14 protein-coding genes are annotated in these 16622 nt (G+C 41.8%); 6 read left to right on the top strand and 8 right to left on the bottom strand.

Annotation, left to right across the window (positions count from 1 at the left end; genetic code table 11):
* Positions 1 to 85: 85 nt before the first annotated feature.
* Positions 86 to 1417 (bottom strand): YjiH family protein, encoded by a 1332-nt coding sequence (locus AB4298_RS15645; RefSeq protein WP_248998756.1) that lies wholly within the window; start codon positions 1415 to 1417, stop codon positions 86 to 88.
* A gap of 381 nt (positions 1418 to 1798) precedes the next feature.
* Positions 1799 to 3343: a methyl-accepting chemotaxis protein gene (locus AB4298_RS15640; RefSeq protein WP_371987440.1), complete on the bottom strand. Its 1545-nt coding sequence runs from the start codon at positions 3341 to 3343 to the stop codon at positions 1799 to 1801.
* 423 nt (positions 3344 to 3766) lie between these two features.
* Between AB4298_RS15640 and AB4298_RS15635 the strand changes: the two genes are divergently transcribed.
* Positions 3767 to 4405: a DUF998 domain-containing protein gene (locus AB4298_RS15635; RefSeq protein ID WP_371987439.1), complete on the top strand. Its 639-nt coding sequence runs from the start codon at positions 3767 to 3769 to the stop codon at positions 4403 to 4405.
* 22 nt (positions 4406 to 4427) lie between these two features.
* On the opposite strand, the gene AB4298_RS15630 is transcribed toward AB4298_RS15635, so the two are convergent.
* Together AB4298_RS15630 and ubiU are read right to left on the bottom strand one after the other, a co-directional pair.
* A complete protein-coding gene (locus AB4298_RS15630; RefSeq protein ID WP_371987438.1) occupies positions 4428 to 5285 on the bottom strand; it encodes a U32 family peptidase in 858 nt (285 codons plus the stop codon).
* 23 nt (positions 5286 to 5308) lie between these two features.
* A complete protein-coding gene (gene ubiU, locus AB4298_RS15625; protein ID WP_248998639.1) occupies positions 5309 to 6310 on the bottom strand; it encodes a ubiquinone anaerobic biosynthesis protein UbiU in 1002 nt (333 codons plus the stop codon).
* Positions 6311 to 6442: 132 nt separating this feature from the next.
* Between ubiU and ubiT the strand changes: the two genes are divergently transcribed.
* On the top strand, positions 6443 to 6955 hold the full coding sequence (gene ubiT / locus AB4298_RS15620; RefSeq protein ID WP_248998638.1) for a ubiquinone anaerobic biosynthesis accessory factor UbiT: 513 nt from the start codon (positions 6443 to 6445) through the stop codon (positions 6953 to 6955).
* A 163-nt stretch (positions 6956 to 7118) separates the two neighbouring features.
* Here the strand turns inward: ubiT and AB4298_RS15615 are convergent, their stop codons facing one another.
* Complete coding sequence (locus AB4298_RS15615; RefSeq protein WP_371987437.1) at positions 7119 to 8825, bottom strand: RluA family pseudouridine synthase; 1707 nt, start codon at positions 8823 to 8825, stop codon at positions 7119 to 7121.
* Between the two features lie 203 nt (positions 8826 to 9028).
* Complete coding sequence (locus tag AB4298_RS15610) at positions 9029 to 9286, bottom strand: YfhL family 4Fe-4S dicluster ferredoxin (RefSeq protein WP_012156237.1); 258 nt, start codon at positions 9284 to 9286, stop codon at positions 9029 to 9031.
* Between the two features lie 271 nt (positions 9287 to 9557).
* Here AB4298_RS15610 and AB4298_RS15605 point away from each other — a divergent pair, with 271 nt between their 5' ends.
* A complete protein-coding gene (locus tag AB4298_RS15605; protein ID WP_371987435.1) occupies positions 9558 to 10604 on the top strand; it encodes a helix-turn-helix domain-containing protein in 1047 nt (348 codons plus the stop codon).
* Between the two features lie 140 nt (positions 10605 to 10744).
* On the opposite strand, the gene trhP is transcribed toward AB4298_RS15605, so the two are convergent.
* On the bottom strand, positions 10745 to 12112 hold the full coding sequence (trhP, locus tag AB4298_RS15600) for a prephenate-dependent tRNA uridine(34) hydroxylase TrhP (RefSeq protein ID WP_248998635.1): 1368 nt from the start codon (positions 12110 to 12112) through the stop codon (positions 10745 to 10747).
* Positions 12113 to 12400: 288 nt separating this feature from the next.
* Between trhP and AB4298_RS15595 the strand changes: the two genes are divergently transcribed.
* Together AB4298_RS15595 and AB4298_RS15590 are read left to right on the top strand one after the other, a co-directional pair.
* The gene (locus tag AB4298_RS15595) at positions 12401 to 13243 is read left to right on the top strand and encodes an HDOD domain-containing protein (RefSeq protein WP_248998634.1); all 843 of its coding nucleotides are present in this window, start codon (positions 12401 to 12403) and stop codon (positions 13241 to 13243) included.
* A 113-nt stretch (positions 13244 to 13356) separates the two neighbouring features.
* Positions 13357 to 14823, top strand: a complete 1467-nt coding sequence (locus tag AB4298_RS15590) for a putative bifunctional diguanylate cyclase/phosphodiesterase (RefSeq protein WP_371987434.1) — start codon at positions 13357 to 13359, stop codon at positions 14821 to 14823.
* 135 nt (positions 14824 to 14958) lie between these two features.
* Here the strand turns inward: AB4298_RS15590 and AB4298_RS15585 are convergent, their stop codons facing one another.
* Positions 14959 to 15435, bottom strand: coding sequence for a thioesterase family protein (locus AB4298_RS15585; RefSeq protein WP_371987433.1), 477 nt, complete (start codon positions 15433 to 15435; stop codon positions 14959 to 14961).
* A 265-nt stretch (positions 15436 to 15700) separates the two neighbouring features.
* Between AB4298_RS15585 and AB4298_RS15580 the strand changes: the two genes are divergently transcribed.
* Positions 15701 to 16150: an OsmC family protein gene (locus AB4298_RS15580; RefSeq protein ID WP_371987432.1), complete on the top strand. Its 450-nt coding sequence runs from the start codon at positions 15701 to 15703 to the stop codon at positions 16148 to 16150.
* The last annotated feature ends 472 nt before the right edge of the window (positions 16151 to 16622 follow it).

Raw genomic sequence — 16622 nt, 5'->3', positions numbered from 1 at the left:
AGTTGATTCTAACAGCTATAAACCTCTGCTTGGCTTAGACATAAAAAAAGGAGCGATTATTCGCTCCTTATTTAATCAATTTTGCTTAGAAAATTAAGTGAGCAACACCTGCGATAACAGGCAGTGTTACTAGTGTTCTGAGAATGAATACTACGAATAGCTCTAAGAAATTAACTGGGATTTTACTACCAATTAGAAGTGCACCTACTTCACTCATATAGATAAGCTGAGTAACAGACAAGGTCGCAATGATAAAGCGGGTCATATCTGACTCGATAGAGCTGGCTAAAATTGCAGGAATAAACATGTCAGCAAAGCCAACCATAATGGTTTTTGATGCCGCTGCCGCTTCTGGAACTTGTAATAGCTCTAGTAAAGGAATAAAAGGCATACCCAAGTATTCAAAGATTGGAGTAAATTCAGCAATCATTAGCGCGATAGTACCGATACCCATAACCACAGGGATCACGCCAAAAATCATATCTACGACGTTCTTAACACCATCGATAAGAGTGTGCTTGATGCCGCCTGCTGCAGAAGCTTTATTTAGTGCTTGATGCATACCCCAAGAAAATACGTTGTAACCGGCAGGGATCATTTCATCATCTGCATGGCGTGGCGTTTCATCAACATAGATATCTTTTTTCCACGATAGTGGAGGTAGTTTAGGTACAACAATCGCAGCCACAAAACCGGCAAGACAAACAGTTAGATAAAAAGGTACAAACAAATGCTCTAGCTTAACTTGTGAGATCACAACTAATGAGAAAGTGATTGATACAGCAGAGAAGGTGGTACCAATAACAGCAGCTTCTCTTTGAGTATAAAAGCGAGCTTCATATTGCTTGCTCGTCATTAAAATACCCACGCTACCATCACCTAACCAAGATGCCATACAGTCAATTGCACTGCGACCGGGTAAGTTAAAGATAGGGCGCATTACTTTAGTCAGCATAGTTCCAAGTAGTTCTAGCAAACCGAAGTTAAGTAGCAACGGCAGTAACATACCCGCAAATAGGAATACTGAGAACAATACCGGCAATAGATCATTTAGGACTAAAGCGCCTGTGCCGCCAGAGCGAATAGCTTCTGGCCCAACATTGAAAAAGGTCAATGTAATAAAAATGGCGCCAAGTACACGTACGATCAACCAAATTGGGCTGACGTTAAATAGCGAGTTTAAAAATCGTTGCTCAACAATAAACTGAGGCTTAAGTACCTTAGTAAGTAATGAAGCAATAGCGGTGAAAATAACAATCGCAGTTACCACGCCAACTAACACATCACTTAACAGGTTTTGTAAGCCCTTAGAGATGATAGCAATTGGAATTGTAATGGCATCATTATAGTTAATCGGCATCATAAATAGCATTAAGCCAATGAGTGATGGCACGATAAACGTGAGTATTGTTTTCATGTTGTGGGTTTTTTGTTCTGACACTTTTATTTACACCCTAAATAACGAGTTTTGCTTTATGACAATAAACTGGTGCTTATGCATAAACAGATAAATTATTGAATATCCATTCAACTGTTAGTCAGCGATATATTCGCCTTAAAATATCTAAGCAATATTATTACGATTCTTAACTAGTGTAATTCACTACGGTCGAATAGTTATTAGCTCAATATGATTATTTATATTGTATCGGAAGTTTGCAAAAAAGCACAAAACTTTTTTGTGGTTAAATCTTTTTAAAACAAATGTTTATTAATGTTGCGCTTCGGTTGCTTTCTTGTGGTTTGTTTTGGCCGTCAACTTTAGATTGTGACGGCCACTTGAGGATTTAAAGAAGAATTAACTAAATGTTTTTCTCAGAGATTTTGCTTTTTCGGCGTTGAACTTTAACTCCTTCACCGAAGCCTCGACTAAGTTAACCGCGCATAGGTTTTCACTCGACGCTTGACTAATGTGACTGATATTTTGGTTTATTTCACTGACGACTAAGGTTTGTTGTTCAGCCGCTACGGCATTTTGTAACGCTAATTGTTGGATTTCTTTCATTGATTGGTAGATGTTGTCGACCATTCGAGCGGATAGTTCAGCATCTTGGCTGCATAATAATGCTTTAGATTTGCTGTTATCCATCTGTTTTGACCATTCGGTCAACATGGCGAACATTTTATCGACACTTTTCGATATGCTGGTTGTTGATTGTTGAGTTCGGCTAGAGAGCGCTCTCACTTCATCGGCAACGACTGCAAAACCTCGTCCTTGCTCACCTGCGCGAGCAGCTTCTATTGCGGCATTTAGGGCTAGCAAGTTAGTCTGTTCTGCGATGGAGTCTATTTCTGACATGGCACTAGCAACTTCCTCTGCTTCCTTATTTAATAGGTGTGCATTGGCGGCTGCGTCAGCAACAGAGTCTGATAACTGGTTAATGCTGAGGGCATTTTGCTGCATCTTTTCACGGCTGTCGTGGCAAACTTGATAGGTCTGTTGCACGCTGTCTGATGTCGACTGAGTATTTTTAGCGACATCATTAATGGTGGCCCCCATCTCTTCGGTGGCACTGGCAATTTGTTCAATCTGCTGATTTTCAATATCTAAACCTACATGGGTTTGCTCTGCTGCGGCAATAAGTTGGCTGGCAATGTCTTCTATATGCTCGGCGTTGTCTTGTGAGCGCCCAAGTACACCTTGAAGTTTGGCATCTTTCATCATTAACTGAAAATCGAGCAATGAAGAAGTATCACGACCACAGTAAATAAAGCGGCTAATTGAGTCATAGTCTTGCTTCATTTTCATTAGTCGTGCTGGAACTCTAAAGGCCTCATCGTAAAAAATCGCTAAATTGACCAACATTAAGACGACACCTGCGACAATGACTCCCCAGCCCCAAAATGCTCCAGCTGCTAATAAACCTGCGCTAGCGCAAATCGCGGATAAGACTCTTTTATTAGCTAGGCTGATAGGGTCATCAACTCGCTTACCTTGATTTAGGCGTTGATATATCAGTGATGCTTGGTTGATTAAATGGGAGCTTGCTTGCATGCGCACGGATTGGTAACCGACAAGCTGTCCTTTATCAAATAAGGGGGAAACAAACGCATCAACCCAATAATGTTTACCATCTTTACAGCGATTTTTAACAACACCACGCCAAGATTGCCCAAGTTCTAGTTTTGACCACATCTCTTTAAAAGCAGCTTTGGGCATATCAGGGTGGCGTACCATATTATGGTGGCTCCCCATGAGTTCGGCTTCGCTATAACCTGATACTTCAACAAAACGTTGATTGACATAGGTGATCACACCGCGCCTATCGGTCGTCGATATAAGCTGGTCATTTGCTGTTAACTTTACTTCCTGGTTGATTAACCTTGCTGGCTGAATTGTCATTATTAGTCCCTGTGACAGCAAAAGCATTGTTTAATCATTACAATGCATTAACACAAGGCGTTAGAATATATTATTAATACAAACGTTTAAAATTTTTGAAGCGTTTTTTTAATCAAGTTACTGGATAACAAAGTTTACTGACTTTTTTACAGCGTTTTTTGGGATTATTGTCTATTTAGTCTATGATTTTTAGATTGTTTTTGTGTGGATTGTTATAAATTACTTGAATTAGTTATCGGTAAACTATAGAAATAACAGATAGGCAACGTAAAAGTGGCTTAAGTGTTTCTTAAAACTCTGAGCCAGCGCTCGTTACTTTAAGACAATTCACGATACATTAATTAGTGTTAATGAAAGAGTAAATAGGAAACTATGCTGGTTCAGAAATACAATAAAGTTTCAAGGTTAGCATTTAGGTTTGGCATGCTTGGCATATTCGGTCAGGTGCTCGGTCTAGCCTTATCAATAGCGCTGTTCGAGCAGTTTGACGGCAGTGGCTTTAACTTCTTGAACCATACGTTAAGTGAGCTAGGTAACTACGGGCACTCGCAATATGCTGTGGTTATGAATGGCGGATTGTTTTTTGGCAGCCTTTGTGTAGTGCTTTTTTGCTTATTGAGCTTACAACTCGGTGAATCTTCATGGCGTTTCCCTTTTTACATTAGCCTTGGCTTAAGTTATTTTTCTTTCGCTGCCATGGGCCTTTTTCCGATAAATGTTTATCACTTGCATGTCATTGCGATTAAGTATTTCTTTGTTTTTGCTTGCTGCAGTTTGTTATTTTATGGCTGCTTTTTAGTAGCAGACAGAGAGGTTCGTTTTAGCCTAGGTAGTAAAATAAGCGGATTATTGGCTTTGATTATAATGAGTGCGTTTTTGTTTTTACCTTGGTTAGAGCTAGGCTTTACTGAGGGGAATGAAGCTTTTTATAACGAGATGTTAGTTAAATCCTCGCGCCCAGAATTATGGTGGCCAGCGGTTATAATGTGGGCCGGCTTAGCCACCTATTTATTGTGGACGGTATTAGTAATTAAAGGGGTGAAAAATAATTATTACTACTAATTGATTTAACCCGTCTAGTCATTTATGGGTTTGGCATCTGCTCAAAACCGGCACCTTGATGCCAGTAACCGTTACAAGCTAAGGTTTTATCAGTTGTTGGTTGTGATAAAATTTGCTCGGCGATTTCAATACTCTGTAGGCTATTTGGCGATACCCTGAAATAGTCGACACCCATCAATTTCATCTGCTCAACTTCACTCGATAGGTCGATTAAACTCGCCGATTGAGTCTGAATACCATTTAGTCGTAATAGTGGTTGGTCATCCATTGTTTGCGCCAGCAGCCCTTTGGGGTTGGCAAGGCACACAATTTGGCAGTCATCTTTTTGCAAGCCTTGCTGGCGTGCGGTAAAGCAACGGGCAGAGTGAGCAAGTGGCAGATAACCGTGACCAAAGACTTCGACCTCAAAAGGTGTTGGTTTTTCTGCCTCGATAACATGAGTTAGCCACTCTTTTGATAACTCAATCGGCATGACAAAACGCTGCATGCCCCATTGTTGCAGTTTCTTCAATGTCGCAAAGTTGTAGTTATTAACCGTTGGACCGCAGACAAAAGGTAAGTTGCGCTCTTTAGCCGCTTGTACCGCACCCATGTCGTTGGCTTCAATCATAAATTCGCCGTTATCGACATGTTTTTGCAGCTCAGTGTATTCCGATGGTGCTTCTAGCAGCGCTAAGGTTGATAGCACGACTTGTTTACCTGATTCTCTGAGCATTTGTGCGAGTGCAAAATAGTCGGCAAATTTAAGCTGACGACGACGGCTACACACCGTTTCGCCCAAATAGATCACTGGGATATTGCTTTGGGCAACTTGCTCGTAAAAAGTATTAACTTTTTGTTTTTCCCAGCAATACTGCAATGGGCCAAGTGAGATTTTCATTATATGTCCTTTTTAGCCTAAGACTATTGCCAGTTGCGTTCGTACGCGCCGAGAGTGGTGGTTTGTCCCTCAGAGACTTTTGCCAGTGCTAGATCCCACTCCCGTTGAGTCTGGTATTTTTCAGGGGCAGACATATAGCTATCGATGGCGGCGCGCCATACTTTGGTGACTTGCTCTACATAGGCTGGGCTACGTTGGCGACCTTCAATTTTTAGCGATACCACATTGGCTTTGGCGAGTTCAGGTAACAAGCTTAAAGTGTTAAGACTTGTTGGCGACTCAAGAATATGACTTGGGGTATTATTTTCGGTCGTTGTGTAACGGCCTTTACACACTACGGGATAACCCATCTGCTCATCGAGGCCTGATTTGTCGATTAGCACATCATTTAACAGAGTTAAACGATCGCTTCCGACTTCTTGCCAACGAACATGCTTTGCTGGTGAGCAAGAGCCGCCGGTATTAGGTGATTGACCTGTGACGTAAGAAGATAAGTGGCAGCGACCTTCGGCCATAATGCATAAGCTGCCAAAGGCAAAAACCTCTAAATCGACAGGAGTGACCTTAGCGAGATCGCGCACTTGTTTCATCGACAAAACCCGTGGCAATACAGCACGCTCGATATTAAATTCTTGTTTATAAAGTTTAAGCGCGCCTAAGTTGGTTGCACTTGCTTGAACCGAAAGGTGCAAGGGCAGATGTGGGTATTTGCTATGGGCGTAATCGAGTAAAGACAAATCGGCCATGATCAAGGCGTCAACACCGGTATCTGCCGCAAGATCAATTGCTTGATACCAGCGGCTTTCTTCGCCCGGTTTAGGAAAGGTGTTGATGGTCAAAAATATCTTCTTGCCACACTTCTTTGTATATTCGGCGGCTTGCTGAAGTTTCTTCGGGGTAAAATTTAAACCAGCAAACGACCGTGCATTAGTATCGTCCTTCAGACCGAGGTAGACCGCATCTGCACCTGCATTGAGGGCGGTTTTTAGGGATGCGAGATTTCCCGCGGGGCACAGTAATTCCATATGGATGCTCCAAAAATATTGAAACAGGAGTTTAAAAGGGAATGAAGATCATATTTTTGATGTAAAACAGGTTTGTGATCATAAAATCTAGGTAATATTCGCTTCTTTGCCTCATTTTGGATACATATTTACATGCAAGGTTTTTTTCCTCACAAGTTAGCTCATAAAGTGCTCGAAATTGGGCCAAAAGTCATTGCGCGTCCATTAGCTATCGTGCCATTTACGCTAAAAGCAGATTTACTAAAGCGCATCTTAGGTTTATTGCTAGCAGAGCAAGCTGCCGATGAAGAATTAGACTTTCTAGAGGGTCGCTGGGTGGCAATTAATATCGAAGATTTAGGTCTGACATTTGAAGTGACTTACACCGATACATGGCAAGTTCGTCAACTACAAGATGCAGAAGTCACCTTTACCGCTCAATCAAAAGAGTTGTTACTGATCGCCGCGGCAAAAGAAGATCCTGATACGCTGTTTTTCCAGCGTAAACTTAGCATTGAAGGCGATACAGAGCTTGGGCTTGAGGTGAAAAACTTGCTACTAAGTGTCGAGTTTGATGCCATGCCAACAGCCATTCGAGTGGCAATTGAAAAGTTGGCGCAGGCGCTACAAGCGTTACAGGCTAAAGCAGAACCTGCACTTGCTTAATCGATAGCGTTTTTACCTTGATTAAGTCATGCATCGCTCGTTGGGAGCACATGGCTTGCGAATAAGGGCTAACATTTTTATGTTAGCTCATTATGTTAGCCCTTTATGTCAGCCTATTAAACGGGGCTGTTTAGAGCAAAGCTCTTAGCCAGAACGCTGTAAATCAAACGTTTTGTTCAAAGTCGACATCGACTTCAAAAGTTAACCTTTCTCTAGTAACAGGGTGGTTTAGTACTAAACGCTGAGCATGCAGATGTAAGCGGTTTGCTTTCTTGCCATAAAGATCATCGCCAATAATGGGTAGATGTAAGCCTTCATGATGAGCGCAGTGCACTCTAAGTTGGTGAGTACGCCCTGTGTGCGGGTACAAATACAACATAGTGGAATTGGTGCTGCGCGACTTTACTTGCCAATGAGTTTGCGCATGTTTGCCATGCTCATAACAGACCAATTGTCTTGGTCTGTCATCAATATCGCCTCTGAGCGGCAAACTTATCTCGCCTTGTTCGCCCTCAACCACACCTGATACTTGCGCTACATAACGCTTCTCTACCGTGCGGGCAATAAACTGCTGCGCCAAAGACTTGTTGGCTTCACGGGTTAAGGCTATGACCATTAAGCCAGACGTAGACATATCGAGTCTATGAACAATAAGCGGACCAGTCGCCTGTGGAAATTGCGCCTTCATACGAGCAAATACTGAGTCAGTGACGTTTTTGCCTGGTACCGAGAGGAACTCGGCGGGTTTGTTAACCACAGCCATGACGTCATCTTGATAGATAATCTCTAACGATTTACCTTCAGCAGGATTGGTCAGTAATGGATTTTCATCCATCTCAATTCCTTCGAGCATATGGCTTAGAATCGGTTGGCATTTGCCCTGGCATGAGCCATAAAAGTTTTTATGCTGCTTGATTTCAGATTTAGGCGATACGCCCCACCAAAACTCAGCCATAGCTATAGGCGTTAAGTCGTGCTTAAAGGCAAATTGCAGCAGTTTAGGGGCGGCACATTCTCCAGCTCCTGCTGGTGGTTGCTGGGTTGGACTGTCTTTAAAGATCTGGTTGAGATCTTTTAACTCGCCAGCTTGATTTAAAAACTGATACTGCGCAAAAATCTGTTTTTGTAGATTATTAGAGTGTTGAGCACGGGTCGCTTTGAGTGATGTTATCTCAGACTGCAACTCATTAAGTTGGCTGGCGACTTCATCGCATCGAGAATCCCATTGCTGCTTTGTGGCTTTTAGATGGAATTTTTCGGCGACGCTCTCTTTACCTAGCTGTACATTTAGCTCACTAAGTGCTGCGGGAGCTTGTTGATTTTCAATGCTTATGCGGCGCTGTTTACGTGTTTTACGGTTTTCAATGATTTGCGCACGTATCGCTTCTAGCTCGCTTTCAGCTCGGCTGCGTAATTGTGCTAACTCAGCACAGAGCTTAGCAACATCTGGATTACTCTGGGCACTTTTTAGTTGCTCAGTAAGCTGGTTAAGCGCCTGCATACCGCCATGAAAAAAGCTTTCCTCGGCCAACATATCAAAGACCGGTGGCACAAAACCATTTAGTAAGTTTTGCTCGGCTAACTTTCCTGAAAATGCCGCTAAATATCCAAGCTGCCCGCTTGAATTACGCACGATAAGTACGCCAAACATCTTGCCGATAGCTTTATCTGACTCAGAGCTTAATTCACCTTCTAAACCAAAGTTATGTTGCCAATCAGTTTGAGTACTCAGGTACTCTTGCAGCTCAGAGACTGCCAATATACACAACGGGTGAGGCTCATAGTAAAACGGGAAGGTAAAACGCTGTGGCAGCTCGTAACTATCGATAGCCGATTTGAACGGGGTAAAACAGTGCTGAGCTAAATACATGGGCAGTTAATATCTTTTGATAGGTAAACGGGCGCTAAACTTGGTGTAAACAAATAAGCTTGAGCGAGCGAGGTATAGCGGCCAATTTTACGCTGTCAGACAAACGAAGTCATCAGTTGGACTAGGCTTTTTAGAGTGCAGCATGGCTGCGTTATAAAACAAAATGGAGCCAAATGGCTCCATGTTTTATGGCTAAGATAAACTTATTCGACTGGCTTACCTGTGATGATGTGGTATTTAATTAACAGCTCATCATCTGACTCTTTATGGTCAGGGTCGACCGCGATACAGTCGATTGGACAGACTGAAATACAAGTAGGTTTGTCGTAATGACCGACACATTCAGTGCATAAAACTGGATCAATCTCATAGATCTCTTCGCCCATAGTAATGGCCTGGTTAGGACACTCGGGTTCACACATGTCGCAGTTGATACAGCTGTCGTCGATTAATAATGCCATTGAATTAGCGTGCCTATTAAATTTACTAAAACCCCGCCTATGCGGAGCAGTCTAAAAAGTGATACCTAATAATTATACCATACAAAGGGGCGCAGACTAGGCTCGTCACACGGCTAAGGCGGACTATTATCACGCTTATGGCCAGCTTTGGAGCTATGCAGGTATATTCTGAACATTAAGATGAGCGGCGGTGGTTTTATAGACAGGCTCTTGATATTGATTTATAAATAAAAATATCACTTAGGCAAAAGCGATCACTTAGGAAGAAACTATGCCGTTGGATGCTCAAGATGGCTCGATACCGCTTATTCAGCGACAAGACGTGATTTTTTTTGCCAGCTTGTTAAGAGGGCTAGAAGGCAGTATTTACCCGATATTACAACAAGCAAAGGTGCCGATTGACTTGTATTCGAGTGAGAGTAATTATGATTACTTACCTGAAAATACAGTGAAAAACCTAATCCAAGCTTTGGGAGAAAGATTAGAGCTACAAGAGTTTATTCGGCTAATCAGTAGTGCTTGTAAGAATATTTATATTCCGATGTTTATCAGGCGTCTGTCCCAGAATGATTCATTAAGGGCCGTATTAGATGAATTTGCAGAGCAGTTAAAGTCAAACATCACCCATACCAAAGTGTATACCCAGTTCTCTGGAGGAAGTTGGTGGTTGGTACGAGAAAAAGAGGGCGTTGATGAGTTGTGGTTTACTCACGCCGAATTGTTCTCTGTGATATTTATTTGTGAATTGCTATCGGCTTTGACGGCGAATAAGTGGCGACCGAAGCAAGTGGGAGTTCAATCTTCTAATGCCAGCGTGTTTTGCACGCTGCCGCAACTAGCTCGGAGTCAGTTTTTTACCAATAGGCCGGTGACAGCTGTTTCTATTGATGAAAACCTGATGATGGCGCCAGTGTGCCATCCATATATATCGACTAAGGAACATGTCACCCCTGTATCGTCATCGGCTTGTTTTCTAGGCACCTTCAAGTTAGCTATCCAGCCTTATCTGTCAATGGGCAAACTCCCTATTAAAGCTGCCGCGCAAATTTTAAACTTACATGTGAGAACTTTGCAGCGTCGCTTAGCAAAAGAGCAAGTTCAATATGGCGCTGTGATAGAGGAAATGGTGCTTGAGCAAACATTGGACCTATTAAAATGCCCCTCACTAAAGATCACTTCAATCGCAATTAGAATGGGCTACTCGGATGCGGCTCATTTTACTCGCGCATTTAAACGGCAAATGAACATGACTCCGACACAGTACCGTCGGCAGTTTTTTAACCTAAAAGTTACCTTGGTATTAAACAGGGATTATTAGAACTGCAACAATGGAAAGTTAAACGTTGAAAATGATGATCTTGGGTCAGCTTTTTATGTAAAAAAGGCCTCTTAATTGAGGCCTTTTAATCATAATTTAGTGTTTATTGGTACTGCTAATTGCTATTGCAGTACAAAGCACTAGGCTGTTGGCTGGTGCGGATTACGGGTATCTTGGCCTTGTGGCAAGTTACGCAGTAGCACAGCTTTATCAAGCTCAACGCCTGCTGGTACGTCTAGGAATACAAAGTGCCCTGAACCTAGACCAGCCTCAACGTTCTCACCTTTACGGTTAATTAGGCTATTAACCTTCAATGTAAGGTTGCCTTGTGGTGTCATGACTTCAACGCTGTCGCCAACAAGGAATTTGTTCTTCACATCAACTTCAGCAAGACCAGCTTCATTGCGAACGCCTGTAAATTCACCGACAAACTGCTGAGTATCGCTGATTGAATAGCCATAATCGTAGTTTTGGTATTCATCATGTACGTGACGACGTAGGAAGCCTTCGGTGTAACCACGGTGAGCAAGACCCTCTAAGTTATGCATCAAGGTGCGGTCAAAGTCTTTGCCTGCTGCAGCATCTTCAATCGCTTGGCGATAAAGTTGTGCTGTACGTGCAACGTAATAGAATGACTTGGTACGGCCTTCGATTTTAAGTGAGTCAACGCCCATCTTAGTCAAACGCTCAACATGTTGAATTGCACGTAAGTCTTTTGAGTTCATGATGTAAGTGCCGTGCTCATCTTCAAACGCAGGCATATACTCGCCTGGACGACCCGCTTCTTGCAGCAGAACGATTTGATCAGATGGTTGACCTGCACCTAATGTTGGCGTTTCAATTTGTACAGCAGGGTTAACTGGAACTACATCACCGGTTTCAGTTTGTTGTGCTTCATGGACATCGTACTTCCAACGACATGCGTTAGTGCAGGTTCCTTGGTTAGGATCACGCTTGTTGATGTAACCAGACAATAGACAACGACCTGAGTACGCCATACATAACGCACCATGAACAAAAACTTCTAATTCGATATCTGGGCAGCGTTGACGAATTTCTTCAATTTCATCTAGTGATAGTTCACGAGAAAGAATGACACGCTTAATGCCCTGTGACTCCCAGAACTTTACTGATGCCCAGTTAATTGCGTTGGCTTGTACTGATAAGTGAACCACTTGATCTGGAAACGCTTCACGTACCATCATGATAAGACCTGGATCTGACATGATTAACGCATCAGGCTGCATAGCAACCACTGGCTCCATATCTTTAATGTAGGTTTTTAGCTTGGCATTGTGCGGTGCAATATTGCTTACAACGTAAAGTTTTTTATTTAGGCTGTGAGCTTCTTTAATACCCGCGGCCAAGTTTTCCATTTTAAAGTCGTTATTACGCACGCGAAGACTATATCTTGGCTGGCCGGCATAAACTGCATCTGCGCCATAGGCAAAGGCGTAACGCATATTTTTTAATGTACCAGCAGGGGACAATAGCTCAGGTTTAAACATAATAGCTTCTCTGTTAACGGATAAGGATTTGACAATCGGTCGCGCATTTTACTGAATGCACGCTTGCTAATGCAATAAAGTCAGCCGCATATAATAAGTGCCTTTGGGTCGTTCAGAGTCGTTTATTATAAAATCTTGTGATCCCTGTATCATTTTTAGGTGTTTTTTCGCTGACAATGGCTACTTGTTTAAGTATTGACCCGTTAATGTGATTTTGCACGCATCATCAAGCACTCAACTGATATACTCGATTTGCTGCAAATTAATACGCATTAAAAGGGAGTAAAGATGTCAACAGAGCATCAAGTATTAGTAGGATTGTTGAAAAAGCTTAAGTCGGATGCACTTATTTTACCGACCTTACCAGAAGTCGCGATGCGAGTGCAGGAGGTTGTTGCTAAGGAAGATGCAAGCCTCAAAGATATCGCTAATATTATTGGCCAAGATGCGGCTATTTCCGCAAGGGTTATTCGAGTCGCCAATAGTGCACTTTATAGCAGGGGCGTGCCGGCTGAGAATGTTAATGGAGCGATTAACCGAATTGGCTTAGTGCAGATAAAATCGATTGTTACCTCAATTGCCATGGAGCAGCTGTTTATCTCAACCAATCAAATGGTTTGGGAAGTAATGGATGAAGTTTGGAGCGCGTCTATTGACGTTACTTCTGCTGCGTGCGCTATGTTGCAGCTCTATAAACAGCAGCATCCTGACAGCTCTCTTGATCTCGATACTATGACTCTCGCAGGGTTAGTACATAATATTGGTGCCTTACCTGTCCTCACTGAAGCTGAGGCTAACCCCGAGCTATTTGCAAATATTGATTTTTTACGTGGCTTAGTGAAAAAACTGCAAGGGCCATTAGGTCGCGCAGTGCTAAAGAATTGGCAGTTTTCACTTGACGTGATGGAAGTCGTCGAGCGCTGGGCAGACTTAACTTACCAATCTAACCATGTGAGTTATTTGGACTTTATTCGTGCTGCGGCTTTCTATACTGGTGAGCTTAGGGCGGGCGAAGAGTTTGAACAACGTATGCAGGTCTTTATTGATAAAGGGTTACCCGTATCAAGTAGCGTATTAACAAGTGAAGGCTTTATTGAAGCTTATCAGTCGATTAAGGCCAGTTACCAATAAAGCTATTTTAGTAAAAAGATTGAAATTAAAGTGCTCTGGTGATGGTGTAACAGAGCACTATAGTTTAGGTTATAAACTGAACAGGGAATTTACTAAAGGTCAAATACACATTGATGGACAGTTTTTGGATGCTTTTTGGCGTTTGTTTATTATTACTGCTTTTGTTAGTCGTATCTTTAATACGTCAGAAAAGACTGCATTCTAAAATCAATGAGCTGTTTCACTCAATTAATCCTCCTTCTAGTGATGACGTCCCAGTTATCAGCAAACTTAGGCAACTGAAAAAGCAAGTCGACGAACTGGCTATCAAGGGCAGACAGGTTGAACAAGATAAGTTAACTGAATTGGATAATCGTTTAAGCATGAAGCGAAAAATGGCTGAGTTAATGCCGCTCGATAAGGGCAGCTTGGTGTTACTCGATATTTATCGCTTTCGTTATGTTAACGATTTATTTGGTTTTAATTTTGGTGATGAACTTCTCAAGCAGATGGCTGTACGAGTCAAAGAACTATCGCCACCGGGTTCACTTATCGCAAGAATGAACGAAGATGAGTTCTTAATCTATTTTACCAGCGCAATGTCTCCGCCTCAGCTACAACAACTTATTGATAACTTGCAACTTCCCTATGATATTTTTGGAAGTATTATTACCACTCGAGTACAAGTTGGCCATTTAGCTCTGGAACCTTTTCATGGTGATATTAGTACTATGTTAAGGCGATTGGACTTAGCGTTAAAAAAAGCTAAGACCCATGATGTAGCATTATCCGAGTATTTATTAGGTGATGATGCAGTGCAAATAAGAGAGGTATCCATTATTAACAGCCTTGCCAAAGCATTACGTGATGGTGAGCTATATATGGTTTACCAACCTAAACAAAGCTTCCCTAGTGGCGCTTGTCAGCAAGTCGAAGCATTGATGCGTTGGCAACATCCTCAATTAGGCTCTATATCACCAGCGGAATTTATTCCTTTAGCCGAGTACTCGGGCATGATCGATATTGTTAGCCAATGGGTACTTGATGAGGTGTTTGCGCAGCAAGCTCTGTGGCATGAAATGGGGGTTGAACTGCAAGTTGCTGTAAACCTATCCACTCAAGATTTACGTAATGCCTCTTTAATTACCGGTATAAAAGCGAGGTTGACACAGTATCAGCTTGAGGTAAGTGTTATATCGATTGAAATCACCGAGAGTAAACTGATGCAAGATCTTGATGGTGCGGTTGCAACCATTAAAGATTTACGTTTGTTAGGAGTTGATGTGGCGATTGATGATTTTGGTACCGGGCATTCTTCGCTAGCTTATTTGAAATATTTACCCGTAGATGAAGTGAAGATCGATAAAGCGTTCTTAGATGATCTAGAAGTCGATGGCCGCGCGCGACATATTATGGATACCAGTATTCGCTTAGCTAAAGGGCTTGGTTTTAAGGTTACAGTTGAAGGCGTTGAAACAGAAGACGTATTGCAATTATTGCTAGGGATGGGAGTCGATAAAATCCAAGGTGATATTTTTTCTAAGCCTATAAAAGCTAAAGAACTAGAAGCGCGTTGGGCTAAGTTGAGTGAAATGGGGTAGCAGTGTAACCAACTAATATTATTGAACTTTGTGGCTATAAATGGCGCTGCCATTCAAAGGCAGCGACTAACTTTATACCCAAATACGACTCCGTTTCTGGAAAACGCTATTACTGTTTAGTGTTGAGCTTGGTCGTTAAAATGTCACTTGCTCAGCAAAGGCCTCACCTAAGCGCGCAATAAGTTGCTGTGGCATTGGGCTAAGTTGGCGTTTTTTGTTCATACAGACCATCTCTATTTGCGCTGTTACCGCCGGTTTTTTGCCGTTAGGTCGCCAAATCTCTTGTATCCACACTGTGCGATATTTACTCTCTAAGTAAAATTTTGTTCTAACATCGATTATATCTGCGAACTCTACCCCGTCATGGCAAAGCATATCTGTGCGATAAACCGCAAAACCTAAATCATGCTCGTCCCATAGGCTTGCTAAGCTATTAGCACCAATAACATGCTCTCGAGCGCGCTCAAAATACTTTAGAAAGTTAGGGTGGTAAACCACACCTGAAAAATCGGTATCTTCATAATAGATCTGCACCGGAAAGTGGTAGGTTTTACTTTGTTGAACGGATTTTGATTCACTAAGTTGAGCTTTGTTTGCTGTAGTTTGTGACATGGTTATTTGACTTGTTTTTGATACTGTAGAGTAATTGCGCAGCAGTTTAACATAGTCCTTGGGAGGCCTATTAATAAACTGCTAAAAATGACCAATATTGGTTTGATTTAAGTTTTAAACTTAGCGCTTAATAGCGTATTCTCAAAGTGTAAAATTAGGCGCTAAGACAGCAAACTAGCTGTGATAATAACAGCAAAAGCCCAAGTTTTATGCAGATTGTTTGATCAATTTAAGTTTCACTGAATGTTTCAAATGGAGTAGTTGTATGGCGAACAAGATTGTTGAAGTGAATACCCATATGGGTAATGACTGGCGTGTAACCGCGCAGGTTAGAGAGCATCAATTAGTGATTGATCAGCCATCGGCTAGCAATACGGGAGCGAATCCATTAGAGACATTTGTGTTTTCATTGGCGGGTTGTATTTCGACTATTGCTAAGATGGTTGCTAGAGAGCAAAAAATCAGACTCAATACTATTGATGTATCGATTAAAGCTGATATTAATACGGCTGGATTGCAAGGCTTAGAGACAGATGATCCTGTTGGTTTTAAACGTATTGATATGCTCGTTGATATGGATGCAACGAATGGCGGATCACAGTTAACTGACCAGCAAAAGATCGTTTTTTTAGATGTGGTTTGTCATCGCTGTCCAATTCACGACAATCTACTTAAACCTAGTTTAGTCACCCATGAAACGATGGTTAATGGTTAATGGTTAAGTTTTAATATTAGGCTTGACCTAATTACTTGATGTTTACCAATAAGCAAGACTCTAAACTGCAAGTGGTACTGATAAATTAAGTGCTTACTAAGAGTGCTTTTTATCAAGTGATGTCAGAGGTTTCATTAATTATGGGCTTAGCCATTGGATTTTTATTGTCTTGTTTTTCATTGCCGATTCTTTTACTCGCTACTATTACTGCTCTATGTGTACTTGTACTTCATCGTTAATATTGACTGCGCCATCAAGCTTATAGCTGCACTTGGTTTAACGTTGTACTTTTAGTTGTCAGCTTTTCTTGAGTTTCTTGCCTTTTAGTTTGCACTTTTCTCCTGGTTAAAAATCCGGTGTTATTAAGATAATAATTTGCTATTTCAGTTAATTTTATCTGGTACTACCTGATTATTTCGTTATTCAAAGTAGAATCAAACTTAGTGAGTGCTAATGTTCATATGTTTAACTT

This window comes from Shewanella sp. 10N.261.52.F9, assembly GCF_041471165.1.
Taxonomy (GTDB): Bacteria; Pseudomonadota; Gammaproteobacteria; order Enterobacterales; family Shewanellaceae; genus Shewanella; species Shewanella marinintestina.
Note: the sequence above shows the minus strand (reverse complement) of the source record. Positions and strands in the feature narration are given on the sequence as shown.